We start from the raw sequence: 23558 nt of genomic DNA, 5'->3' as shown, positions 1-23558 counted from the left end.
TGGCTCCCCGCGGGCCAGAGCGCCAGGGTCTCGCGGGTGGGCGGGGCGGCCCCGCCGTGCACGTCAGCGACCAGGTGGACGGTAGTTCGCCGGCCGCTTGGCCGCCTCGTCGATCTGCTCGGGGGTCAGCAGCGCGACCGTCACGGTGCGGGCCGCGCCGCTCGCCGCGGTGCGGATGCTCAGCGCCGCGGCGGCGACCTCGTCGGGCACCTCGCCGATGACGTAGAGATCGTGGCCGCCGAACGCGAAGTAGCAGCTTTCGACGGTCCCGCCGACGCTCTCGACCGCCTGGACGATAGCGTCGCGGCGTCCCGATCCGCCTTCGGTGAGGAGGCCGGTCGCGCCATCGTGCGTGTAGCCGACCTGCCACAGATACTTGGGCATGATGTGTCCCTCGGCTCGGTTTCTGGGTGCATCCATCGTCCTCCCCGGGGTCGGGGATCGCTGCGGTATCGGGGAAACCGCAGCGGATCTACGCTCGGCCCATGGCGGAAATCCGTATCGGGATCTCCGGTTGGGCCTATCCCGGCTGGCGTGGCGATTTCTATCCCGCAGGCCTGGTTCATCGGCGGGAGTTGGCGTACGCCGCGACCCGGATGCCGTCGATCGAGATCAACGGCTCCTTCTACGCCCTCCAGGCCCCCGATTCCTTCGCCCGGTGGCGGGACGAGACCCCCGACGACTTCGTGTTCGCGGTCAAGGGTGGCCGCTACATCACGCACATGAAGCGGCTGCGCGACATCGACACCGCGCTGGCCAACTTCTTCGCCTCCGGCCCGCTCGCGCTGCGTGCCAAGCTCGGTCCGATCCTGTGGCAGCTGCCGCCCACGCTCGAGTTCGACGCCGACCGCGTCGCGGGGTTCCTCGCCGCGCTGCCGCGCACCACTACCGCGGCCGCGGAGCTCGCCGCTCGCCATGACGACAAGGTGCCCGCGGACCGTGCACTGACCGTCGCCGATGCGCCGCGCCCGATCCGGCACGCACTCGAGGCGCGTCACCTCAGCTTCGGCGGACCCGAGGCGGTGGCGCTGATCGAGCAGAACGATGTGGCCCTCGTGGTCGCGGACTCGGCGGGCCGCTATCCGATGTTCGACCGGCGCACGAGCGATTTCATGTACGTGCGGCTCCACGGCGACACCGAGCTCTATGCGAGCGGCTACGGCGACCGCGCGCTCGACGCGTGGGCGACGAGGATCGGAGGGTGGTCCGCGGACGGGCTCGACGTGTTCGTCTACTTCGACAACGACGCGCGCGGCCGGGCCCCGTTCGACGCCATCGCGCTGCGACGCCGGCTCGGCGCGGGCTGATCGCCCGAGCTCAGTCGTCGGGCAGGGTGACGCCCTGTGCGGCCGCCCGCTCGGCCACCGCCTCGGGGAAGACGTTGCGGAACAGGTAGGGGTCCTTGCCGATCACCCAGCCGGGAGCGAGCCGGGTGGCGTACCGCTCGAAGTAGCCGAGCTGTTTGCCGAACAGCACCAGCTCCTCCGGGCTGGCGACTCCCCACTGCTTGCCGAGCTGGACCAGGGCCATGATGAGTGCACCCAGGTTGAGTTCGGCCAGGTCGTTGCTGAACACCGGCGCCAGGACCGCAGCGACCTGCATACCGATCTCGGCGTCGCCGGCCTCGAGGTCCGCGGTGTAGCCGAGGTCCCGGATACCGCGCGCCACCCGGGCGAAGTCACCGTCGATGAGGTTGGCGTAGAACATGTCCCGCAGGATCGACCGCCACACCTCGGGCAGCTCGCCGACGATCCCGAAGTCGAGGAAGGCGATGCGCCCGTCGTCGAGCGCCCACAGGTTGCCCGCGTGCACATCGCCGTGGAACGGGCCGTGGAGGGTGATCGACTCGATCCATGCCTTGACGCCGCGCCGGATCAGCATCGTGGTGTCGTGGTCCTCGTCGGGGACGAACCGGTCCAGCGGAACCCCGTGCAACCGCTCCATGCAGATCACGTGCGGTCCGCAGTAGTCCCAGTACACCTCGGGCGCGGTCACTCCGGTGTTGTCGCCGAACGCCCAGATGGCGTCCCGGAAGCGGGTCTGCCGATCGGCCTCGACGGCGCTGTTGAGTTCCGTCATCGTGGCGGCGTGCAGATCCCGGATGATCGCCGTCGCGTTCGCGATCCGGAAGAACTCGAAGAGCCGCTCGAGCAGCTTGGCGCCGCCGTACGCGGTGCGCAGGTCGACCAGCATCCGGTGGTAGATGCCCGGTCGCTGGACCTTGATCACGGCCTCGCGGCCATCGGGCAGCACACAGGCATGGACCTGAGCGACGGAGGCCGCCGCCAGCGGCACGTCGTCGAAGCTCGCGAAGATCCGGTCGACGGGTCCGCCCAGGTCGCCCGCGATGACCTCCCTGGCCTTCTGCGCGGACACCGGCGGCACGTCGTCGAGACACCGCAGGCAGGCGTTGGCGAGCGGAGCCGGGAACACGCCGGAGGAGGAGGCCATCAGCTGCCCGAGCTTGACGAAGGTCGGGCCGAGCGCCTCGAACGCGTTGACCACGCCCTCCGACGCGGCATCCGCCCAGGACTCGCCGCGCCGCAGGAACGGCTTGGTGAGCACCGCGTACCCCACGCAGGCGATGATCACCACCCCGACCACCAGGGCCCGCCACAGCTGGGCAGGCCCGAACCGGTCGAGCGCGGGCATGTGGACCGACAGCGCGGTCGCGGGCGGTCCCGACGCGTACGGGCCGACGGGACGCGGATGGTTGGACTGTGACACCGTTCACCTCGATTCGGGTCCAGCCAGCGTAGGGGTGGGAGCGAAATCCGTCGACACCCGGTCCGGGAGGCGGGGGATCCGCCCACGTCGGTGTTAGGTTCCAACGGCAACGTCGTAAGCCCGGTGGTGGGTCTTCGGGCCCCCAGCAGAGCTCAACGCGGAGGTGCCATTGACGCGCAGGCTTGCCGTCGCAGTCGCGGCCGTGGTGATCGGTTCCAGTGCGGTGGTCTACGCGGACAATTCGGATGCCGTTGCCGCCCCGCTGAGTTCGGGACGAACGGGGGCGCAGGGGAGCGGATCCTGTGCCGACGACCTGGTGACGACCACGGCGCAGTTGCTGCCGGAGAAGCTCGAGATCCCGATTCCCGTCCCGGTGGTCACCGCGGTGCCGTTCCCGGCGCCGACGACGACCCCGACCCGGGTGCCGGCGCAGGTGTTGCCGTCCGACACCTGCGCGGATCCCTGCCCGGACCTGACCGACGCTGGCCCTCCGGGCCCGGACACGCTGCTGAAAGCGCTGCGCATCCCCGAGATCGGCCTCAAGTTCCAGCCGTTCCACCTGGGCATTCCGGTGCCCGGCCCGGATCCCGGGCAGCAGGCTGTCGCCCCGGTCCCGGTGTTCCCGCCGACGGAGGCGGCCGCGAACTCGGCCCCCCGCCCGACCCCCCGGGTCGGCGCCGTCACGCGGGTCGCGAAGGAGACGGGTGCCGGCTCGATCAATCGCACCGACAAACGCTGGCAGGTGAACGGCACCGATCTGGGCATCATGTGGGAGAGCGCGCCCGGCGAGGTGGCAGTCGCGTTCGGTGACACGATCGGCCGGGGATTCCACCCGCCCGGCGGTCAGGGCGACGACTGGCGCAGCAACGTGCTGGCCTTCAGTTCCGATGAAAACCTCTCGGACGGTATGAGTTTCGATTCCATGGTGCAGGACGGGAGGTGCCATGCGGCGGAGGTGCTCGACAGTCGGAAGCTGGACAACGTGGAGATCACGACCATTCCCACCTCGGGCTTCGCGATCGGTGATCGGCAGTACATGAGTTACATGTCCATCCGCACCTGGAACAGCATCCCCGGCACCTGGTTCACCAATCACGGCGGCATCGCCTACTCCGACGATCACGGGCAGACGTGGGTCAAGGATCCGTATGCCCAGTGGGACAACATCTTCGGTCTCTCCAACTTCCAGGTGAGCGCGATGGTCCCGCAGGGCGATCACGTCTACATGTTCGGCACCCCCAACACCCGGCTCGGAGACCTGGGGCTGGCCCGGGTCCCGGTGGGGGAGGTGCTCAACAAGTCGGCGTACCAGTACTGGCAGAACGGGGTCTGGACCCCGGTCGGCGGACAGGCCGCCGCGACGCCGGTGGTGCGCGGCCCGGTTGCCGAGGTGTCGGTCCGCTACGACGAGGCGCGGCGGGTCTGGCAGATGGCCTACCTGGACACCGCCAGGGTCGCGATCGTCCTGCGTGAATCGGACTCGCCGCAGGGAGTGTGGTCGGAGCCGGCGTCACTGGTGAGCGTCACCGAGTATCCCGAGCTGTACGGTGGCTTCATTCACCCCTGGTCGACCGGTGAGGACCTGTACTTCACCATCTCGACGTGGTCCGACTACAACGTCTTCCTCATGCGAGCCGAGCTGAACTGAGTCGGAGCACACCGGGTGTACGCACGTGGTGGCGCCCCGACGCGCCGCCGCCGAACCGAATCCGAAGGAGCCGAACCACCCGATGTGGCCCACCGAATGGCCGTCCGCCGCCCGTGAGATCGCCGACGCGACCGACGCCGCCGTCACCGCGGCCCGCGCGGCCGACCCGGAGCCGTTCGCGGAGGCGGCCACCCGGCTCGCCGCGCTCGACCAGGAGCAGGTCACCGTGGTGCACGCGTCGATCGTGCGTGAGCTACTCGAGGAACTGCATCCCGACGGGCTGACGGGTGACGACGTACAGGCAGTCCTCGGGCGCTGCGCCCGGTCCGCCTCGCGCTGGGTGCCGGACCTCGATGTGTCGACGCTCGTCGTCGTGCTGACCGGTGCGCTCGGGCTCGCGGATCCCGACGAGGAGCCCCGCGCCCTCCCGCGGGTGGACCTGCCCCGACACGCGGCCCTGGTCATGGCGGACCTGCTCACCGCGGCGGACGCGCCGGGCTCGGGCTACATCCGCCGGGCGATCGGCGAGGTCGCCCGCGCAGAGACCGTCGAGATGCCCTGACGCCTCCGGCACGTCTAGCCGTGCAGGATGTTCGCGCCCGCGATCATCGCCTCGATGGACGACTCGGCCGCGGTGTCCGCGAGGCCTGCCGCCCAGTGCCTGCGCCCGTCGTGCTCGCACAGCAGGAAGGTGGCGGTGCGGCCGTCTCCGGTGCGCTGCTGGTGGAAGGAGAGGATCTCCAGCTGCAGGCCCGCGTCGTAGAGCATCGAGGTGAGCGCCGCGATGGGCCCCGCCGCGGTGGCCTCGGCCTGGTGAATGGTGTCGCCGAGGGCGAGGGTGGCCCGGAACTCGGAGCGCCCGGCGCCGAGGGAGTGCGCCGACCAGCGGCCGAAGCGGATCGGTCCGCCGGCGGGCGAGTAGGTGGCGAGGAACGTGCGCCAGCTCATGCCCGCGGCCTCGGTGCGCAGCCCGCGGGGGAGCGGGAAGCCGTACCGGAGCGCGAAGGGATCGGACGGCGCGATGGCGGTGTGCGAGGCGAATGCCTGAAGAGAGTTCATGTGAAGCGGTCTTCCTGAACGAAGAGGAAGGACCAACAGATAGCTCGACGACCCGCAGCGAGGGGTCGGTCCGAATCAGACCCCGCTACGGGCGGAATACGAGCTGCATGCGCTTCATGGGCGTCGAATGTAGACGACCGGCGTCGTCGACGCAACCAGCGCGTACGGCACGCGGGCCTCCGATGACGGGACGTGGGGTTCGGAGCCGGACTGGGTCGACCTTGCTTCGTCTAACGATTTATCAAGTGCGGCAGCAATATCCGAATTCTCATCCGGGCCTGGGCGCCCGTCCATACGATGGCCCGACGCACGTTCGGGGGGCGCGTGCACACACCCAATCGATCGGAGAACATGCATGTCACGTCCCATAATGCGCCGTGTCGCATCCACCCTCGCCGCCGCGACCCTGCTCGCCGCCGGCGGCGGCATCGCCCTGGGTGCCAGTGCCGCGTCCGCTGCACCGCTCGACCTCGGTTCCTCGGCAGGCGGACTGGCCGGGCTTGATTTCGGATCCAGCGCGAATGGCCAGGAACTGCCCGCATCGGCCACCGTGACCGCCGACAATCTCGCGATCACCAAGGTCATCGTCGGCAGCAACACAATCGCCCCCACTGGCACGGTCACCTACCGGACAACGATCGCCGCCACCGGCGCGCCGGACCGGATCATCACCAAGATCGTCGACATCGCCCCGCCCTCCCTGCGCTACGTCGAGGGGAGTGCGAAGGTCACCTCCTGGGTGGACGGTCAGGTCAAGACGGAGGGTGTTGTCCCAACGGAGTCCGGTGGCCGACTCATCGCGGCCAACGATGTCGGCTGGGTGGTCTCGGTGAACGACAACAAGACCGTCAGCTTCGAGGTCACGTACCAGGTGCGTCCCGATATCACCTTCGACACTGACATCTTCGATAGCGGTGCCGCGATCGAGGTCAGTGGGCAGGCGCCGCGGGAGTGGCCCGAGATGGGTGTGAAGTTCCGGCTTCTCAGCTCGGGCGGCTCGTCCTTCTTCGGCAGCTGACGACGCTCGAGCCTCTGCGGGGCCGTCCGGGATTCTCTCCCCGGGCGGCCCCCGGCGCTCAGGCCATGTCGTCCTCGTCGCCGGGAGTCACCCGCCGCAACCCGCGATACGCCTCTGCGGGGGTGCGGCGGCCGGCCACCACCGCCTCCACCTCCGCGGCGATCGGCATCTCGACGTCGTAGTCGCGGGCCAGTTCCATCACCGTCGGCGCGGTCTTGACGCCCTCGGCGACCTGACCGAGCTCGGCGACGGCCTGCTCGATCGTGAGCCCGCGGGCGAGCGCCTCGCCGACCCGGCGATTGCGGGAGGCCGGGCTGATGCATGTGGCGATGAGGTCGCCCACGCCGGTGAGACCGGCGAAGGTGCGCGGGTTGGCCCCCATTGCCTCGCCGAGCCTGGTCATCTCGGCCAGCCCGCGGGCGAGCACCATCGCCCGGGTGTTGTCGCCGACGCCGAGGCCGTCGGCCATGCCCGCGGCGATCGCGACGATGTTCTTGAGGATGCCGCCGAGTTCGCAGCCGAGCACGTCGGTGTTGCGGTAGACGCGGAACACCGGCGAGGCGAACAGCGGCTGCAGCGCGGTGGCCACCCGGTCGTCCTGGGTGGCGACCACCGACGCGGCGGCCAGGCCGTCGACGATCTCCCTGGCGATGTTCGGTCCGGCCAGGAGCCCGACCGGATGGCCCGGCAGGCACTCGGCGATCACCTCGGTGGGCCGTTGCCGGGTACCGGGCTCGAGTCCCTTCGCCAGCGACAGCACCGGCACCCACGCGCGTACCCCGTTGGAGATCTCGCTCAGCGTCGAGCGCACCGCGTGCGAGGGCACGCCGACGACAAGGACGTCCGCCTCGTTGGCGGCCTCGGCGATGTCCGAGGTCGCGCGCAGATCCAGGGGGAGGGCCCGGTCGCCGAGGTAGCGGGAGTTGCGATGTTCGGAATTGACCTCATCGGCGGTGTCCGGGTCACGGGCCCACAGCAGCGTCGGGGTGTTGCGCGCGGCGAGCCCCGCGACCGTGGTCCCCCACGAGCCGGCCCCCAGTACCACCACCCGTACCGGCCGTGCCATCACCGATCACCCAGTCCGACACCGACGATTGCGATCATCGATTCAGGTTCCCACCCGCACCCGCGGCGCGGTGCGGAATCTTGAAACTCGCCGCCGCCCCGCTAGGGCGCGACGACACCCGCGATGGGGATGCGTCCGCCGACCGCGACGCGGAAGTCGACCATGGCGCGCTGCAGATGGTCTGGTGAGGTCACCACGACGGCGCTGGTCGCGCCGCGCTGTGCGAGGAGCGCGTTGGTGTTTCGCGCGTTCTCGACCGTGGAGCGCGAGGTGTACTCCTCGGTGATCCGGAACGGGGGGATGCCGTGGGCGATCAACCAGTCGCGCATCGCGCGGGATTCGGTGATCCCGTTCTGCGGCACGCCACCGCTGACGATGATCGGCGAGAGCGGGTAGCGGTGGGCGACCTGCAGGGTCGCCCGCATCCGGGACTCGAGCACCGGCCGCATCGTGCCGTTCGGGTACAGCCCGGCGCCGAGCGCCACGATATTGGTCCCGAACGGGTTCAGGTCGAGGACCATCGGGAACTGGGTGGTCAGGGTCTCGAACCGGGTACAGGTGAGAATCGCTTCACGGAAGGGTGTCTGGCAGCCGCCGACGGTCGAGAGCACGCCGTTCACGAGCGTGGTCGGGGTGATGTCGGCATTCGCCGTGGCGGGCAGGGCCGAGCCGACGGCGGCGGCGAGGACGGCGGCGGCGAAGATCCGGCGAGGGCGCAGGGACCGTGAACGAAACGACATGGCACTCCTTTTCGAGCGAACGGCTCCTCCCCCGCAGGAGGTGACAATCGGGGTTCAGTCTGCCGTAGCTCGCGCGATCGGTGGGGACCTTCCGGGAATCCGTTCCCGCGGACCGCTATTCGACACCTGCGACACGCCCGGTGACCGGTCCGGAGGGCGGGCGTGTCAGTCCTTGGCCCTCGCCAGCGCCGACGGCCACCAGATTCGCTTGCCGATGTCGTAGGACAGGGCGGGCACCAGCACGCTGCGCACGATGATGGTGTCGAGCAGCACGCCGAATGCCACCGCGAACCCGATCTCCGCGAGGAAGACCAGCGGCAGCACACCCAGCACCGCGAACGTCGCGGCGAGAACCACACCCGCGGAGGTGATCACGCCGCCGGTGACGGCGAGTCCCCGCAACACGCCGGACCGGGTGCCGTGGGTGAGCGATTCCTCGCGCACCCGGGTCATCAAGAAGATGTTGTAGTCGATGCCGAGCGCGACCAGGAACACGAAGGCGAACAGCGGGAAGGCCTGGTCGGCGCCCGCGAAGTGGAACACGTGGGTGAAGAAGAAGCCGCACACGCCGAGTGTGGCGGCGAACGAGAGCACCACGGTGGCGATCAGGATCAGTGGGGCGAGCAGCGCCCGGAGCAGGATGGCGAGCACCAGGAAGATCACCACCAGCACGATCGGGATGATCAGGTTCCGGTCGTGCACCGAGGCGGTCTGCACGTCGAGGGTGGCAGCGGAGTTCCCACCCACCAGTGCGTCGGCACCGGGAACGGCGTGCACCGCGGTGCGCAACCGCTCGATGGTTTCCAGCGCCGCCGGCGAGTCGTAGGAGTCGGCGAGGGTCGCGGTGACGACGGTACGACCGTCGATCGGCTGCACCGTCAACTGCGGCGGCGGGCAGCCGGTCGGGGCGCCCGTGGCTACCGCCGCGCCCAGGTTCAGGCCCGCCACCTTGGCGTAGTCGATCTGCAGGCACACCGAGCCCGGCGCGGTCGCCACTCCCTCGACCCCGGCGGCGACGGCGATCACCTGATCGGCGGCGTCGGCGTTGGTCGTGATGACCGCGGGTGCGCCGGTGCCCTGCGGGAACTTGGCGTCGTAGATCGCCTGGCCCTGGGCGGCGTCGGGGTTGTTGGTGAAGTTCTCGGTGGCGGTGAGCCCGTCCGTCTGTAGGCTGCCGATCCCGATGGCGCACAGCGCGATCAACAGCACCGTGGTGCCGATCCACGCCGGCCGGGCCCGCCCGCCGACGGCGGAGGCGATCCGCCCCCACATGCCGCGCGAGGCGAGATCCGCGGCGTGGTCGACCCTCGGGACGCGAGGCCAGAACACCCACCTGCCCGCGGCCGCCAGTGTCACGGGCAGGAACGTCATCATCACCAGGTAGGTGCAGGCGATGCCGATGGCGGTGACCGGCCCGAGGCTCTTGTTCGAGTTCAGTTCGGAGAAGGTCAGGCACAACAACCCGAGAATGACGGTCACCGCGGAGGCAGTGATCGCCGGGGCCGACTCGCGCCAGGCCCGGATCATCGCGTCGAACCGATTCGGGTAGGCGTGCAGCTCCTCCCGGTATCGCGCGATCAGCAGCAGCGCGTAGTCCGTGCCCGCGCCGAGCACGAGGACCATCAGGATGCCCTGGCTCTGGCCGGTGAGCGTCAGGATTTCCTGCTTGGCGAGGAAGTAGATGACCATCGACGAGAGCCCGAGCGCGAGCATCGCGGACAGTAGTGGGAAGACCCAGAGGACCGGGGAGCGGTAGACGACCAGCAGGATCAGGATCACCACGAGCAGCGCCGCGACCAGTAGCGCCCCGTCGAGTCCCTGGAAGGCGTCGATGAAGGCGACGAGCAGCCCGCCGGGACCCGCGGGCAGTACCTCGAGTTCGCCGGAGGCTGCGGACTCGGCCGCGTCCATCACCTGCTGCTCGGTCTCGGCGAGGACGTCGCCCTGTACCTGTGCGCCGTCGGATTTCGCCACCAGCGGCACGAACAGCGCGGCGGTGGTGCCGTCCTCCGAGTACTGGACCGGGGCCATCCCGGCCTTGTCGACGCCGGGGACCTCCGTCACCGCCGTCGCGGCGCGCGCGATCGACTCCTTGTCCTGCTCGGTCAGTGGGCCGTCGCGGTGGAAGACGACGAACCCAGGGATGGTCTCGACCGTGACGAATTTCGCGGATTCGTTGGCCACGATGGTGGATTCGGCTGAGGCGGACAGGTAGCTGGCGTTGTCGTTCTTCTGGACCTCGGTCAGTTTGCTCTGGAACGAGCCGCCGATGCCGCCGGCCAGGAAGGCGATCAGTGCGAGCGCGACGATGGTGAAGACCGGCCACCTGCGTCGGGGCCTGCGGGGTGACGCCGTCGAGGGCTCGTCGCTGATGTCGAGTTCGGCCATCGGTTCTCCTCGGAAATGCCCGTCACCGCAGGTCTCCAACGGGTTCAAGTAGACCACGTGGTGAGCCGGGGAATCCGGGATTCCCCGGACCCGGGTACGCGTTTCCCGACACGATGACGGGAACATGTTCTAACTTTGTCCTCGCTCGTGGCGCGCCCGATCGCGCCACCCACAGAGAGGGACAGTGTCGATGGCCGCAGGTCGTACGGATCAGCAGACGGGTGGCGTCTCGCGCAGAGGCTTCCTGGCCGCGGCAGCGGGCGCCGCCGCCGTCGCGGGACTCGGTTGGACGCCCGCGCAGGCGATCCCGTTCGGTGACGCCAGGGCGACCCTGCCCGCCCCGCCCGCGTTCCCCGACGGCATCCCGCTGGTCCAGCGGGGCTACGAGAACTGGGTACAGGAGATCGTCTTCGACCAGGTCTGGACGTGTAGCCCCCGCGATGCGCAGGACGTCGTCCGGCTCGCGAACTGGGCGCACGCCAACGGCTACCGGCTGCGGCCGCGCGGCACCATGCACGGCTGGAGCCCGCTGACCTTGGTGCCCGGCCAGAACGTCGACCGCGTGCTGCTGGTCGACACCATGTCCCGACTGAACTCGATCGCGGTCGACGCCGGGGGCGCCGCGCAGGGCCGTGCCACGGTCACCGCGGGCGCGGGTGCCACCGTCGAGGCCATCCTCGCCGAGCTGCAGAGCCACGGGCTGGGCTGGGCCAACTCGCCCGCGATCGGGGAACTGTCCATCGCCGGGGTGCTGGCCATCGACGCGCACGGCGCCACGCTGCCCGCCGACGGCGAGGAGGCGATTCCCGGTGCCTCGTTCGGCTCGCTGAGCAACCTGGTGACCGCGCTGACCGCGGTGGTGTGGGATGCCACCGAAGGCGAGTACGTCACGCGTGAGTTCGCCCGCGCCGACCCGGAGATCCGTCCGATGCTCACCCATCTGGGACGCGCCTTCGTCACCTCGGTCACGTTGCAGGCAGGTGCCAACTACCGGCTGCGCTGCCAGTCGTTCGTGGACATCCCGTGGCGCGAGTTGTTCGCTCCCGCAGGCTCACCTGGCCGCACGTTCGAGAGCTACGTGGCTCGTTCCGGCCGCGTCGAGGCGATCTGGTTCCCCTTCACCGAGACGCCGTACCTCAAGGTGTGGACGCCGACCCCGACCAAGCCCCCGCAGTCCCGCGAGGTGACCGGGCCCTACAACTACCCGTACTCCGACTCGATCCCGAAGCCGGTCACCGACCTTCTCGGACAGATCGTCAGCGGCATCGGTGCGGCGACCCCGCTGTTCGGCCAGGCCCAGCTGGCCACCTTCCAGGCCGGGTTGGCCGCCACCGGCGGCGCCGACCTGTGGGGCTGGTCCAAGGACGTCCAGTTCTACCTGCGCGCCACCACCCTGCGGATGACCGCGGGCGGTGGCGTGGTGATCACCAAGCGCGCCAACATCGCCCGGGTCATCAACGAGTTCACCACCTGGCACCACGAGCGACAACGGCACCACCAGTCGAACGGGCGGTACCCCATCAACGGCCCCTTCGAGGTGCGTCTCTGCGGGCTTGACGACCAGGCCGAGGTGACGGTGGAAACCGCTGGGCCGCCGACCATCTCGGCGCTGCGCCCGCGACCGGACCACCCCGAGTGGGACACCGCGATCTGGATGAACGTGGTCGGGGTGCCCGGCACGCCGGGCCAGGCCGCGTACTTCCGCGAGATGGAGCTGTTCATGCGGGAGAACTACAGCGGCGACTACGCCACCTTCCGGCCGGAGTGGGCCAAGGGCTGGGCGTTCACCGACCGGGCCGGCCACTCCGACGGGCCGTCCATCGAGACCGTCATCCCCGGCACCTACCGGGACGGGGTGCCCGCCGGCGACAACTGGGATACCGCCCGCGCCGCGTACAACGCCCACGACCCGCACCGCATCTTCAGCAACGACTTCCTGGACAGGCTGCTGCCATGAGGCTCGGCGGCGCCGTCTGATGCCGCGCTAGCGGCCCGACCTGGGCCGGATGTGCTCGAAGATGAGGATGGTCTCGGTCGCGGCGACGTCGGGTCGCGCGGACAGGTGGTCGAGCACGAAATCGCGCAGGGCCCCGGTGTCGCGCATCGCGACGTGCAGCAGGTAGTCGTCGGCGCCCGCGATGAAGTAGACGTCGAGAACCTCGGGCGTCGCGGACATCCGTTCCGCGAACTGTGCCATGTGCGGGCGCGCATCGGCGCGCAGCCGGACCGAGATCATCGCCTCGAGGTCCCGGCCGAGGGCCGCCGGGTCGATATCGGCGTGAAATCCGCGGATGACGCCCTTATCGACCAGCGCGCGGACGCGGGCCAGGCAGGTGGACGGAGCGATCCCGGCCATCTCGGCGAGCGCGTTGTTCGGGGTGCGGGCGTCGCGGGTGAGCTGGGCGAGCAGGACGTGATCGATCTCATCGAGCCTGACCTCCCGAACATCGTTCGGGCGGGCGACCCCCGATGCGCCTCGTAACGAAGATTCGGCAGCCATGAGTTGATTCTAGAGAATTATCAACACATATCTGTGCAGGTAGCCGGGGAAAATTCATACTTGAGCCAGCGCCGATCGCGCTCACTCCATACCGAACAGCCCCGAAACCCGAGGAAGTGTCATGAGGATCGGAATCCCCCGCGAGGTCAAAAACCACGAGTACCGGGTCGCCATCACACCGGCAGGTGTCCACGAACTCGTCTCCCGCGGTCACGAGGTGATCGTCGAACAGGCGGCCGGTGTCGGGTCCTCCTTCGCCGATGCCGACTACCGCGCGGCAGGCGCGCGGATCCTCGCCGAGGCCGACGACGTCTGGGCGTCCGCCGAATTGCTCCTGAAGGTGAAAGAGCCCATCGCAGAGGAGTATCCGCGGCTGCGGGAGGACCTGGTGCTGTTCACCTACCTGCACCTGGCGGCCTCGAGGGAGTGCACGGACGCGCTGATGGCGGCGAAGACCACCGCGATCGCCTACGAGACCGTGCAGGCCCCCGACGGCTCCCTGCCCCTGCTCGCACCGATGAGCGAGGTCGCCGGGCGGCTCGCCCCACAGGCCGGCGCCTACCACCTGATGGCCAGCTCCGGCGGCCGCGGCGTCCTGATGGGCGGTGTGCCCGGGGTGCGCCCGGCCAACGTGGTGATCCTCGGCGGTGGAGTGGCAGGCCAGAACGCGGCGGCGATGGCCGTCGGGATGCATGCCGACGTCACCGTCCTCGACCTGAACATCGCGCGGCTGCGCGAGCTCGACGACCGGTACCGCGGACAGCTGCGGACCGTCGTGTCCAACGCCTTCGAGGTCGAGCAGGCGGTGCTCGAGGCGGACCTGGTGATCGGCGCGGTGCTGGTCCCGGGGGCGAGGGCGCCGAAGCTGGTGTCCAACGACCTGGTGTCCCGGATGAAGCCGGGTTCGGTGCTGGTCGACGTCGCGATCGATCAGGGCGGGTGTTTCGAGGATTCGCATCCGACCACCCACACCGAACCCACCTACCGGGTCCACAACTCGGTCTTCTACTGCGTCGCGAACATGCCGGGCGCGGTGCCCCGCACGTCCACCTTCGGATTGACCAACGCCACCCTCCCGTACGTCCTCGAGATCGCGGATCTGGGCTGGCGACGGGCGACCGCCGCGGACCGGGCGCTGGCCGCCGGGCTCAGCACCCACGACGGCGCGGTGCTCTCGACCGCCGTCGCGGAGGCGCACGGCTATCGCGGCCTCGCCGCCGGTGACCGAGTCGCACCCCACCCGGGGTGAGACGCGCTCCCGGCCGCGCAGCGCCTACCCTTGGCCGCGACCGGAAGGAGCGCGCAGTGACCGAGGCAATCGTGGTGGCGCGGGACGGGGACGTCGTCACCTGGACGCTGAACCGTCCGGAGACCCGCAACGTGATCTCCGAGCCCGACATGATCGAGGCCTTCGAGGCGGCGATCGCGGACGTCAACCGGGACGTGACGGTGCGCGCGGTGGTGTTGACCGCGGCCGGACCGTCGTTCTCCTCGGGGGGCAACGTCAAGCACATGCGCGATCGGGAGGGCATGTTCGGCGGCTCGCCCGTCGAACTCCGGGGTGGCTACCGGCACGGCATCCAACGGATCCCCCTCGCGCTCTATCACTGCGAGGTCCCGGTGATCGCCGCGGTGAACGGCCCGGCGGTCGGCGCGGGCTGTGACCTTGCCCTCATGTGCGACATGCGGATCGCGGCGACCACCGCCACCTTCGCGGAGAGCTTCGTCAAGCTCGGCATCATTCCCGGCGACGGCGGCGCCTGGTTCCTGCCGCGCGCGGTCGGTGTGGCGCGGGCAGCGGAGATGGCCTTCACCGGGGACGCGATCGATGCCGCGACCGCGCTCGAGTGGGGCCTGGTCTCTCGGGTGGTCGAGCCGGACCGGTTGCTGTCGACCGCCCGCGAGCTGGCCGAACGCGTCGCGGCGAACCCTCCGCAGGCCCTGCGGATGACCAAGAAGCTGCTCCGTGAGGGGCAGCACCAGAGCCTGGAGAGCCTGCTCGAACTGTCGGCCGCGATGCAGGCGCTGGCACACCACACGCAGGACCACCAGGAGGCGGTGGCCGCGATGCTCGAGCGCAGACCGCCGCGGTTCACCGGGGCATAGCCCGGGGCCGCGGCGGGCGGCCCGCTCCGGGCCCGGCGCGGGCGCTGCGCAATGTCGGGGGGCCGCCGTAAGGTGTCGGTCGTGATCATCGTCAGCACGGACGGCTCCTGCCTTCGCAACCCCGGCGGCGCGATCGGCTGGGCGTGGGTCAATCACCTGGGACCGAGCCGGTCGGGCGGCGAGCGGTCGGGCACCAATCAAATCGCCGAGCTGCGAGCGCTTTTGGAGGCCATCAGGGCGCATCCGGGCGACGAGCCGATGCTGATCGAGTCCGATTCGCAGTACGCGATCAAGTGCGCCTCCGAGTGGGTGTCCGGCTGGAAGCGCAAGGGCTGGCGGACGGCCTCCGGCGAACCGGTGAAGAACCTGGACCTGGTGCGCTCCATCGACGAGGCGATCGCCGAGCGGACCGGCCCGGTGCGCTTCCGGTGGGTGCGCGGCCACGTCGGCAACCACTACAACGAGGAGGCGGACAAGCTCGCCGGTGAGGCCGCTCGTGCGGTCGCGGCCACCGTCGCCTCCACCCCGGCGTCCGCCCCGCGCGCGAAGACCGCCACGCACTCCGCGCCGGTGTCGCCGGCGAAGAAGGTCTCGCGAGCCAAGTCGGTGGCGGCGCACACCGTCGTCTCGAACGAGATGGAGCCGACGCTGTTCGAGGTCCCCGAATCGGACGATTCCCTCACCCTCTTCTGATCAGAGGTCGAACAGGCGCACTCCGTTGCCGTGACAGACCGCGCGGACCCACTCCGCACCGAGGTCGAGCCGAGAAACCGCCTCCAGGGCATGGGCATACGGGTACGGGATGTTCGGGAAGTCGCTGCCGAAGAGGATCCGCTCCTGCAGGTCGAGCAGACGCGGCAGGTCGGACGGCCGCAGCGGCGCGGCATCGTTGATGAAATCGGTGAAGGCCATCGTGGTGTCGAGCAGAACCCGGTCGTGACGCTCGGCGATCTCGAGGAATTCCGCATACTCGGGCATGCCCATGTGCGCGACGATCAGCCGTAGCCGGGGGAACCGGGCCAGCAGCTCGGCGATCGGTCCCGGGCCCGTGAAGCGCCCGGGTGCGGGCCCGGAGCCGCAGTGGATGACGATCGGGGTGCCGGCATCCTCGAGGCTGCCCCAGACGCCGTCGAGTAGGGGATCGTTGGGGGAGTAGTCGCCAACCTGGATGTGCGACTTGAACACCCGGGTGCCGGCCTCGAGCGCGGCGGTGACGTATTCGACGGCACCGGGCTCGGGGTAGAAGGTGGAGGTGTGCAGGCAGTCGGGGTTGCGGGCCGCGAACTCGACCGCCCATTCGTTGAGCCAGGCCGCCATGTTCGGCTTGTGTGGATAGATCATCGACGTGAACGCGCTGACGCCGTAGGAGCGCAGCCGGTCCAGCCGGACGTCCTCCTCGTGCCGGTAGGCGATCGGCCACTCCATGCCGGTCAGCGGTCCGGCGGAGTCGAAGTACTTCCACACCTTGTCCATCACGCTCTTGGGCATGAAATGTGTGTGTACGTCGATGATTCCGGGCAGGTTCCATTTCTCGCGGAACGCGGTCACCGCGTCGATGTCGGCCTGCCTGGCTTCGGGTTCGTCGATCACGCGACCCACAGTGTCATGCCCGGTATCGGTTCGGCCAGACCGGTCGACAGAGTCAGGGCAGATCGTTACCGTAGCTGCGGATCGCGGACCCGCGATCCTCATCGGAATGCTCTCGAGGAGAAATACCAAGCATGCTGACCAACGTGATCAACGGGTTCCTGGGCGCTGTCGGCGGAAGCTCGGCCGGCAGCAGCGGCTACCAGATCGCCCCGGGCACGCTGCCCTTCGGCAGCTGAATCCAGCGTTGCCGCTGATCGAGTGAACGGGAGCGTTCACTCGATCAGCTCGCTCATTCGGTCGGCTCGAGCTCAGAAACCGTCATCGACCCGGACCACGGCGCGACCCGTGTACGTCCCGGACCGCACCCGGTCCAGTACCTGCACGACGTCCCGGATCGGCACCTCGTGCGCGATCGAGGGCAGGTGGCGCGGCCGCAGATCGCCCTCGAGTCGCGCCCACAATGCGCGCCGCCTGTCGATCGGCAGCTGCACGGAGTCGATGCCCAGCAGCGCGACGCCGCGCAGGATGAACGGCAGCACCGTGGTCGGCAGCGACGATCCGCCGGTCAGCCCGCTCGCCGCAACCGCACCGCCGTATCGGACGGTGCTGAGCACATGTGCCAGCGTCTTGCCGCCGACGCAGTCGACCGCGGCCGCCCACTCCGCCTTGCCCAGCGGGCGCGGCTTCGCGTCCGGATCCTCGGGCAGGCGGCCGATCACGGCCGCCGCGCCGAGCGAGGTCAGCAGGTCCTCGGCCTCCCTCTTGCCGGTCGAGGCCACCACCTCGAATCCGGCCGCGGCGAGCAGGTCGACGCTCACGCTTCCGACACCGCCGCTCGCGCCGGTGACCAGAACCGGCCCGTCTCCCGGGGTGATGCCGCGGTCGAGGAGGGCCTGCACGCTCATCGCTGCGGTGAATCCCGCGGTGCCGATGGTCGCCGCATCGCGCGGGGACAGACCCGAGAGGCGAACCACCCACTCCGCCGGGACCCGTGCGAGTTCGGCGTAGCCGCCGTGACGGCCGGTGCCGATCTCGTACCCGTGCGCGAGGACCAGGTCGCCGGGCGCGAACGAGTCGTCGTCGGAGGCGACGACCTCGCCGGCGAGGTCGATGCCGGGGACGATCGGGTACTCGCGCACCACCCCGCCCCTCGGCGTCACGGCGAGGGCGTCCTTGTAGTTCACGCTCGAGAAGTGCACCTTGATGGTGACCTCGCCGGGCGGCAGCGCGCCGGTGTCGAGGGTGTCGGGGGCGAGCGTGATCTCCCCACCCTGTTCGCGTGCGATGTAAGCCGAGAAGGTCGTGGTCACCGTGCCGAGCCTAGGGCGTCCGCCACCTTACGGCCAGGCTTCTACTTGCGCTCGGCGAGGAATCCCACCGCCTCCGCGACCAGGACCGGTTTCGCCGTGCCCTCGCGCTCCATGGTCAGCCTGTTCAGGATCTGTGCGCCCCCGGCGATCTCGTGCACCGAGACGATGGTGGCGCGCATGCGAATTCGGGATCCGACCGGCAGCGGTGCGGTGAACCTGACCTTGTTGTAACCGTAGTTGAGGGCGTGGGCGAAACCGTCGAATGCGATCAGCTGCTCGGTGAAGAACGGGCCGAGCGAGAGGCTGTAGTTCCCGTGCGCGATGGTGGTGCCGAAGGGGCCGTCCGCGGCCCGCTCGGGGTCGACGTGGATCCACTGGTGGTCGCCGGTGGCGTCGGCGAAGGCATCGATCCGCTGCTGGGTCACCTCGTGCCAGTCGGTGGGGCCGAGCACGGTCCCGATCAGTGCGGTCAGTTGTGCGAGGGTGCTCGGCCGGACCGGGTGGGTGCTGGTGTCGGTCATCTCTGTTGCTCCCCTCGTCCGCGTGTGCGCGACGCATTCTTCACATTACGGGCAGTCGGGCGGCGCGGGCCACGGGCGGCGTCGACACGCCTTGCCGTATAAATACGGCATGTCAGGATTGGTTTCCGGGGATGACCGCGACGACGCGCCGCCGTCGATGGCGCGGTCGTCGCTGCTCCGGGAACTGCCCGTGACCGAGCGCGGATTGCGGACCCGGTCGGCGCTGATCGCGGCCGCCCGACGGGTGTTCGAGCGCTCGGGCTATCTCGACACGCGCCTGATCGACATCACCAAGGCGGCCAAGTGCTCGGCGGGAACGTTCTACACCTACTTCGCGAGCAAGGAAGAGATCTTCGCGGCCGTCCTCGAGCTGGCGCAGGAAGACATGATGCACCCGGGTATGCCGCACGTGGCGGACGAGGACGATCCGGCCGCGATCATCGCGGCCAGCAACCGGGCGTACTTCGCGGCATACGAGCGCAACGCGAAGCTGATGGGGTTACTCGAGCAGGTCGCCAGCATCGATCCCGAGTTCCGGGTATTGCGGCAGCAGCGCGCCGACGCCTTCATCCGCCGCAACGCCCGCAGCATCGCGAACCTGCAGCAGCGCGGACTCGCCGACCCGGATCTCGATCCGTTGCTGGCCTCGTCGGCGCTGTCCGGCATGATCAGCCGCCTCGCGTTCGGGTACTTCGTCACCGGCGGCAGCGAGGCGGCGTCCCTCGACGACATCGTCGCCACCGCCACCCGGCTGTGGGTGAACGCGCTCCGCATCGCTCCGCGCGCCTGAGTTCTGCCTCGAGTTCGGCCAGGTCCGGGCAACAAAATGCCGTCACAGGTGAATCTGGCCTCATATTCATTTAGCTTTGCTGGCAAGCTCGGATCACCGCGAGAGAAGAGGAATCTCTGTGAAGGTTGAGCAGAAGGTCGCCATCGTCACCGGTGGCGGCGGAGGAATCGGCGGCGCGCTCGCTGATCGGCTCGCCGCCGGGGGCGCGAAGGTCGTCGTTGCGGATCTCGACGAGGCGGCCGCACTGGCCGTCGCCGCGAGCATCAACGCCGAGCGCCCCGGTTCCGCGGTCGGCGCGGGCGCGGACGCCTCCGATACGGACGCGATCCAGCGGTTGATCGACCTCGCCGAGTCCGAATTCGGGCCGGTGGACCTGTATTTCGCGAACGCGGGCATCAGTGGCGCGCCGGGTCTGGAGGCCACCGAGAGTGACTGGGACCTGTCGATCGACGTCAATCTGCGGGCTCACATCCGCGCCGCGCAGTTGCTGGTCCCGCGGTGGCTCGAACGGGGCGAGGGCTACTTCGTCAGCACCGCCTCGGCCGCCGGCCTGCTGACCCAGATCGGTTCCGCCACCTACTCGGTGACCAAGCACGCCGCGGTGGGCTTCGCCGAGTGGCTCAACGTGACCTACGGCGATCGCGGGATCCGGGTCAGCTGCCTGTGTCCGATGGGCGTGAACACGAAGCTGCTGTACGAGGGCGAGGAGTCCGGCGACGTCCTCGGTGTCGCGGCGACGCGGGCCGTGACCTCCGCGGGCGAAGTGCTCGAACCGTCGCAGGTCGCGGACGCGGTCCTGGCGGCGATGGACGAGGAGCGTTTCCTGATCCTTCCGCACGAGCAGGTGCTCGAGATGTACCGCCACAAGGGTGCCGACTACGACCGGTGGCTGCGGGGGATGCGCCGCTTCCAGGCCGGCCTGCTCCCCGGGGCCTGAGCGACGTCCCCGCCAATACCCTTCCGACCTGTCAGGAGTTCACATGTCCCTTTTCGAGGTCTCGGACCGTGCCAAGAAGTTCCAGGCCGACCTGCTCGAGTTCATGGACTCGCACGTCTACCCGGCGGAAGCCGTCTACGACGAGCAGATGCGGGCCGCGGGCGACCCCCATTTCCAGCCGCCGATCATCGAGGAGCTGAAGTCCGAGGCGCGAAAGCAGGGCCTGTGGAATCTCTTTCACCCGCATCCAGGAACCGGGGCGGGCCTGACGAACCTGGAGTACGCGCCGCTCGCCGAGATCATGGGGCGCAGCCACCTCGCTTCCGAGGCGTGCAACTGCAATGCGCCCGACACCGGCAACATGGAGGTCTTCGAGATCTTCGGGACCGACGAACACCGCGAGAAGTACCTGAAGCCGCTGCTCGACGGCACGATCCGCTCCGCCTTCGCGATGACCGAGCCGGCGGTCGCCAGCTCCGACGCCACCAACGTCGAGATGCGGATGGAGCGCGATGGCGACGAGTATGTCCTCAATGGACGTAAGTGGTTCGCCTCCAACGCCATGCACCAGAACTGCAAGGTGCTCATCGTGATGGGGAAGACCGACCCGACGGCGGAGATCCACCGCCAGCAGTCGATGCTCGTCGTGCCGATCGATGCGCCGGGCGTCACCGTCGTGCGCAACCTTCCGGTCTTCGGTTATCACGACCGGGAGGGCCACGCGGAGATCACCTTCGAGGACGTGCGGGTTCCGCGCAAGGACGTGCTCAAGGGCGAGGGTGAGGGCTTCGCGATCAGCCAGGCCCGCCTGGGACCCGGCCGGATCCATCACTGCATGCGGGCCATCGGCATGGCCGAGCGGGCCCTGGAGCTGATGTGCAAGCGCGCGCAGTCGCGCGTCACCTTCGGCCGTCCGATCGCCGACCGCGCCAACATCCAGGACTGGATCGCCGAGGCGCGCATCGAGATCGAGATGAACCGCCTCCTCACGCTCAAGGCCGCCTACCTGATGGACACGGTGGGCAACAAGGACGCGCGCACCGAGATCGCGGCGATCAAGGTCGCGGCGCCACAGATGGCCCTGAAGATCGTCGACCGGGCGATCCAGGTGCACGGGGGTGCCGGTGTGACCGACGACTTCCCACTCGCCATGGCGTACGCGCACCTGCGGACCCTGCGTCTGGCCGACGGCCCCGACGAGGTGCACAAGAGGGCGATCGCCAAGCAGGAACTGCGCAAGTACCGGGACCACCGGCCCACCGGTGCCTGAGCACGCGGAATCGAACAGCGGAGGAAGGGCTCTCACGTGAGTGGACTGGATCTGACCGGTCGCACCGCCATCGTCACGGGTGCATCCCGGGGGATCGGTTTGGCTGCGGCACAGGCCATTGCGGCAGCGGGCGGGAATGTCGTGCTGACGTCCCGTTCGCAGGAATCGGCGGACGCGGCGGCCGCGCAGGTCGGCGGCGGCAATGCCCTCGGGGTGGCCGCGCACGCGGTCGACGAGGTGGCCGCCCGGCGGTGCGTGGAGACGGCGCTCGAGCGGTTCGGCAGCATCGACATCCTCGTCAACAACGCGGGCACGAACCCGGCGTTCGGCCCGCTGATCGGTCAGGACCACGGCCGATTCGCCAAGACCTTCGATGTGAACCTGTGGGCGCCGCTGATGTGGACCGCGCTCGCCGCGGAGGCGTGGATGGGCGAACACGGCGGTGCCGTGGTGAACACCGCCTCCATCGGCGGGCTCGCGCACGAGGCGAACCTCGGCCTCTACAACGCGTCGAAGGCCGCGCTGATCCACCTGACAAAGCAGCTGGCGCTGGAACTCTCGCCGAAGATCCGGGTCAACGCGGTCGCGCCCGGCGTGGTCCGGACCAAGCTGGCCGAGGCGCTGTGGAAGGAACACGAGCAGGCGGTGTCGGATCTGACCGCGCTGAACCGGATCGGTGAGCCGGGCGATATCGCCTCCGCGATCGCCTTCCTGGTCTCGGACGCTGCGAGCTGGGTCACCGGCGAGACCATGGTGATCGACGGAGGCCAGCTGCTCGGCGACGTGCGGCCGTTCCGGAACGGGGCCGGGTTCGGTGTCTGACGTGCGGGAGACGGTCGGGCTCGACCCGGCGGCGGTGACGCGGTGGTTCGGCTCGCTCGGTGTGGAATTCACCGCACCGCTGAGCTTCGACCGGATCGGACTGGGGCAGTCGAACCTGACCTTCCTGGTCCGGGACAACGACGAACGCAGGTGGGTGCTCCGTCGTCCTCCGCTGGGTCACCTGCTCGCCTCGGCGCACGACGTGGTCTGGGAGGCGCGGATCATGGCGGCCCTCACCGACACGGACGTGCCCGCCCCCCGTATCTTCGGGGTGACGGAGGATCCTGCGGTGTCCGACGTCCCGCTGGTGTTGATGGAGTTCATCGACGGCCAGATCGTCGACACCATACCGATCGTGGAATCGCTTGCGCCGGAGCGGCGTCGGGCCATCGGGGTCTCGCTGCCGCGGGCCCTAGCCAGGGTCCATGCCGTGGACCTCGACGCGACCGGCCTGACCGACCTCGCCAGCCACAAGCCGTACGCCGAGCGTCAGCTCAAGCGGTGGGCCGGTCAGTGGGAGGTCTCCAAGACCCGTGAACTACCCGAGCTCGACGACCTGACCGGGCGGCTCGCCGCGGCGGTCCCCGAGCAGCGCGAGATCGCGCTGGTGCACGGAGACTTCCATCTGCGCAACGTGATCGTCTCGCGGGAGTCGGGCGAGGTGATCGGAGCGCTGGACTGGGAGCTGTCCACGCTCGGCGACCCGCTGGCCGACATGGGCAGCATGCTCGCCTACTGGCCGGAGCCGGGGGAGGACGCCATCGGCGACTTCCCGGCATCGACACTGGCGGGCTTCCCCACCCGCGCGGAGCTCGCCGAGATCTACCTGGACCAGACCGGACGGGACGCCGCGGCGTTGACGTTCTGGCATGTGCTGGGTCTGTGGAAGATCGCGGTCATCGGCGAGGGCGTCATGCGGCGGGCCATGGAGAACCCGCGGAACAGGGCGGCCGCGGGCACTCCCACCGCAGGACAGATCGACGCGCTCGTGCGCAAGGCCCGCGAGGTCGCGGCGGGTGCCGGGATCTGATCCGGATTCCACCCATCACCCATCGACGTAGTGGTC

General features: G+C 69.4%; 23 protein-coding genes. 13 read left to right on the top strand and 10 right to left on the bottom strand.

The features are described from left to right. Nucleotides 1-63 precede the first annotated feature (63 nt). Nucleotides 64-384: a GYD domain-containing protein gene (locus tag ACFQS9_RS03140; protein ID WP_378401446.1), complete on the bottom strand. Its 321-nt coding sequence runs from the start codon at nt 382-384 to the stop codon at nt 64-66. A 101-nt stretch (nt 385-485) separates the two neighbouring features. On the opposite strand from ACFQS9_RS03140, the gene ACFQS9_RS03135 reads away from it, so the two are divergent. Then, nucleotides 486-1307 carry a DUF72 domain-containing protein gene (locus ACFQS9_RS03135; protein WP_378401444.1) on the top strand — a complete coding sequence of 274 codons (822 nt, stop codon included), beginning with the start codon at nt 486-488 and terminating at the stop codon, nt 1305-1307. A gap of 10 nt (nt 1308-1317) precedes the next feature. Here ACFQS9_RS03135 and ACFQS9_RS03130 read toward each other — a convergent pair whose 3' ends face one another. Beyond that, nucleotides 1318-2652 (bottom strand): ABC1 kinase family protein, encoded by a 1335-nt coding sequence (locus tag ACFQS9_RS03130; RefSeq protein WP_378401620.1) that lies wholly within the window; start codon nt 2650-2652, stop codon nt 1318-1320. A gap of 244 nt (nt 2653-2896) precedes the next feature. Between ACFQS9_RS03130 and ACFQS9_RS03125 the strand changes: the two genes are divergently transcribed. Together ACFQS9_RS03125 and ACFQS9_RS03120 are read left to right on the top strand one after the other, a co-directional pair. Continuing rightward, nucleotides 2897-4375: a DUF4185 domain-containing protein gene (locus ACFQS9_RS03125; protein ID WP_378401442.1), complete on the top strand. Its 1479-nt coding sequence runs from the start codon at nt 2897-2899 to the stop codon at nt 4373-4375. Nucleotides 4376-4457: 82 nt separating this feature from the next. After that, entirely contained in the window at nt 4458-4937 is a 480-nt protein-coding gene (locus tag ACFQS9_RS03120) for a hypothetical protein (protein ID WP_378401440.1), read from the top strand. A 14-nt stretch (nt 4938-4951) separates the two neighbouring features. Here ACFQS9_RS03120 and ACFQS9_RS03115 read toward each other — a convergent pair whose 3' ends face one another. Continuing rightward, on the bottom strand, nt 4952-5434 hold the full coding sequence (locus tag ACFQS9_RS03115; RefSeq protein WP_378401438.1) for an alpha-isopropylmalate synthase regulatory domain-containing protein: 483 nt from the start codon (nt 5432-5434) through the stop codon (nt 4952-4954). Nucleotides 5435-5789: 355 nt separating this feature from the next. Between ACFQS9_RS03115 and ACFQS9_RS03110 the strand changes: the two genes are divergently transcribed. Next, nucleotides 5790-6452: a hypothetical protein gene (locus ACFQS9_RS03110; RefSeq protein WP_378401436.1), complete on the top strand. Its 663-nt coding sequence runs from the start codon at nt 5790-5792 to the stop codon at nt 6450-6452. 58 nt (nt 6453-6510) lie between these two features. Here ACFQS9_RS03110 and ACFQS9_RS03105 read toward each other — a convergent pair whose 3' ends face one another. The 3 genes from ACFQS9_RS03105 to ACFQS9_RS03095 all read right to left on the bottom strand — a co-directional run bounded on the left by ACFQS9_RS03105 (nt 6511) and on the right by ACFQS9_RS03095 (nt 10646). Further along, nucleotides 6511-7518: an NAD(P)H-dependent glycerol-3-phosphate dehydrogenase gene (locus ACFQS9_RS03105; RefSeq protein ID WP_378401434.1), complete on the bottom strand. Its 1008-nt coding sequence runs from the start codon at nt 7516-7518 to the stop codon at nt 6511-6513. Between the two features lie 101 nt (nt 7519-7619). Next, nucleotides 7620-8258 carry a YdcF family protein gene (locus ACFQS9_RS03100; RefSeq protein ID WP_378401432.1) on the bottom strand — a complete coding sequence of 213 codons (639 nt, stop codon included), beginning with the start codon at nt 8256-8258 and terminating at the stop codon, nt 7620-7622. A gap of 165 nt (nt 8259-8423) precedes the next feature. Next, nucleotides 8424-10646, bottom strand: coding sequence for an MMPL family transporter (locus ACFQS9_RS03095; RefSeq protein ID WP_378401430.1), 2223 nt, complete (start codon nt 10644-10646; stop codon nt 8424-8426). Between the two features lie 190 nt (nt 10647-10836). Here ACFQS9_RS03095 and ACFQS9_RS03090 point away from each other — a divergent pair, with 190 nt between their 5' ends. Beyond that, on the top strand, nt 10837-12603 hold the full coding sequence (locus ACFQS9_RS03090; protein WP_378401428.1) for a cholesterol oxidase substrate-binding domain-containing protein: 1767 nt from the start codon (nt 10837-10839) through the stop codon (nt 12601-12603). Nucleotides 12604-12630: 27 nt separating this feature from the next. Here the strand turns inward: ACFQS9_RS03090 and ACFQS9_RS03085 are convergent, their stop codons facing one another. Continuing rightward, nucleotides 12631-13146, bottom strand: a complete 516-nt coding sequence (locus ACFQS9_RS03085) for an Lrp/AsnC family transcriptional regulator (RefSeq protein ID WP_378401426.1) — start codon at nt 13144-13146, stop codon at nt 12631-12633. A 121-nt stretch (nt 13147-13267) separates the two neighbouring features. Between ACFQS9_RS03085 and ald the strand changes: the two genes are divergently transcribed. From ald to ACFQS9_RS03070, 3 genes are all read left to right on the top strand, one after another. Beyond that, complete coding sequence (gene ald, locus ACFQS9_RS03080; RefSeq protein WP_378401424.1) at nt 13268-14395, top strand: alanine dehydrogenase; 1128 nt, start codon at nt 13268-13270, stop codon at nt 14393-14395. Nucleotides 14396-14451: 56 nt separating this feature from the next. Next, nucleotides 14452-15252 carry a crotonase/enoyl-CoA hydratase family protein gene (locus tag ACFQS9_RS03075; RefSeq protein ID WP_378401422.1) on the top strand — a complete coding sequence of 267 codons (801 nt, stop codon included), beginning with the start codon at nt 14452-14454 and terminating at the stop codon, nt 15250-15252. Between the two features lie 81 nt (nt 15253-15333). Further along, entirely contained in the window at nt 15334-15945 is a 612-nt protein-coding gene (locus ACFQS9_RS03070) for a ribonuclease H family protein (protein WP_378401420.1), read from the top strand. Here ACFQS9_RS03070 and ACFQS9_RS03065 read toward each other — a convergent pair whose 3' ends face one another. The 3 genes from ACFQS9_RS03065 to ACFQS9_RS03055 all read right to left on the bottom strand — a co-directional run bounded on the left by ACFQS9_RS03065 (nt 15946) and on the right by ACFQS9_RS03055 (nt 18673). After that, nucleotides 15946-16842 carry an amidohydrolase family protein gene (locus ACFQS9_RS03065; protein ID WP_378401417.1) on the bottom strand — a complete coding sequence of 299 codons (897 nt, stop codon included), beginning with the start codon at nt 16840-16842 and terminating at the stop codon, nt 15946-15948. 308 nt (nt 16843-17150) lie between these two features. After that, nucleotides 17151-18152, bottom strand: coding sequence for an oxidoreductase (locus ACFQS9_RS03060; protein WP_378401415.1), 1002 nt, complete (start codon nt 18150-18152; stop codon nt 17151-17153). Between the two features lie 41 nt (nt 18153-18193). After that, nucleotides 18194-18673 carry a MaoC family dehydratase gene (locus ACFQS9_RS03055; RefSeq protein WP_378401414.1) on the bottom strand — a complete coding sequence of 160 codons (480 nt, stop codon included), beginning with the start codon at nt 18671-18673 and terminating at the stop codon, nt 18194-18196. A gap of 109 nt (nt 18674-18782) precedes the next feature. Between ACFQS9_RS03055 and ACFQS9_RS03050 the strand changes: the two genes are divergently transcribed. The 5 genes from ACFQS9_RS03050 to ACFQS9_RS03030 all read left to right on the top strand — a co-directional run bounded on the left by ACFQS9_RS03050 (nt 18783) and on the right by ACFQS9_RS03030 (nt 23522). Then, entirely contained in the window at nt 18783-19463 is a 681-nt protein-coding gene (locus tag ACFQS9_RS03050; protein ID WP_378401413.1) for a TetR/AcrR family transcriptional regulator, read from the top strand. Nucleotides 19464-19581: 118 nt separating this feature from the next. Beyond that, complete coding sequence (locus ACFQS9_RS03045) at nt 19582-20400, top strand: SDR family oxidoreductase (RefSeq protein ID WP_378401411.1); 819 nt, start codon at nt 19582-19584, stop codon at nt 20398-20400. Between the two features lie 43 nt (nt 20401-20443). After that, nucleotides 20444-21670, top strand: coding sequence for an acyl-CoA dehydrogenase family protein (locus tag ACFQS9_RS03040; protein ID WP_378401409.1), 1227 nt, complete (start codon nt 20444-20446; stop codon nt 21668-21670). 36 nt (nt 21671-21706) lie between these two features. After that, on the top strand, nt 21707-22492 hold the full coding sequence (locus tag ACFQS9_RS03035) for an SDR family oxidoreductase (protein WP_378401407.1): 786 nt from the start codon (nt 21707-21709) through the stop codon (nt 22490-22492). Between the two features lies 1 nt (nt 22493). Beyond that, nucleotides 22494-23522, top strand: a complete 1029-nt coding sequence (locus tag ACFQS9_RS03030; protein ID WP_378401618.1) for a phosphotransferase family protein — start codon at nt 22494-22496, stop codon at nt 23520-23522. Nucleotides 23523-23558: the final 36 nt, after the last annotated feature.

The organism is Rhodococcus daqingensis, from assembly GCF_042665615.1.
GTDB classification, from domain to species: Bacteria; Actinomycetota; Actinomycetes; order Mycobacteriales; family Mycobacteriaceae; genus Rhodococcus_G; species Rhodococcus_G daqingensis.
Note: the sequence above shows the minus strand (reverse complement) of the source record. Positions and strands in the feature narration are given on the sequence as shown.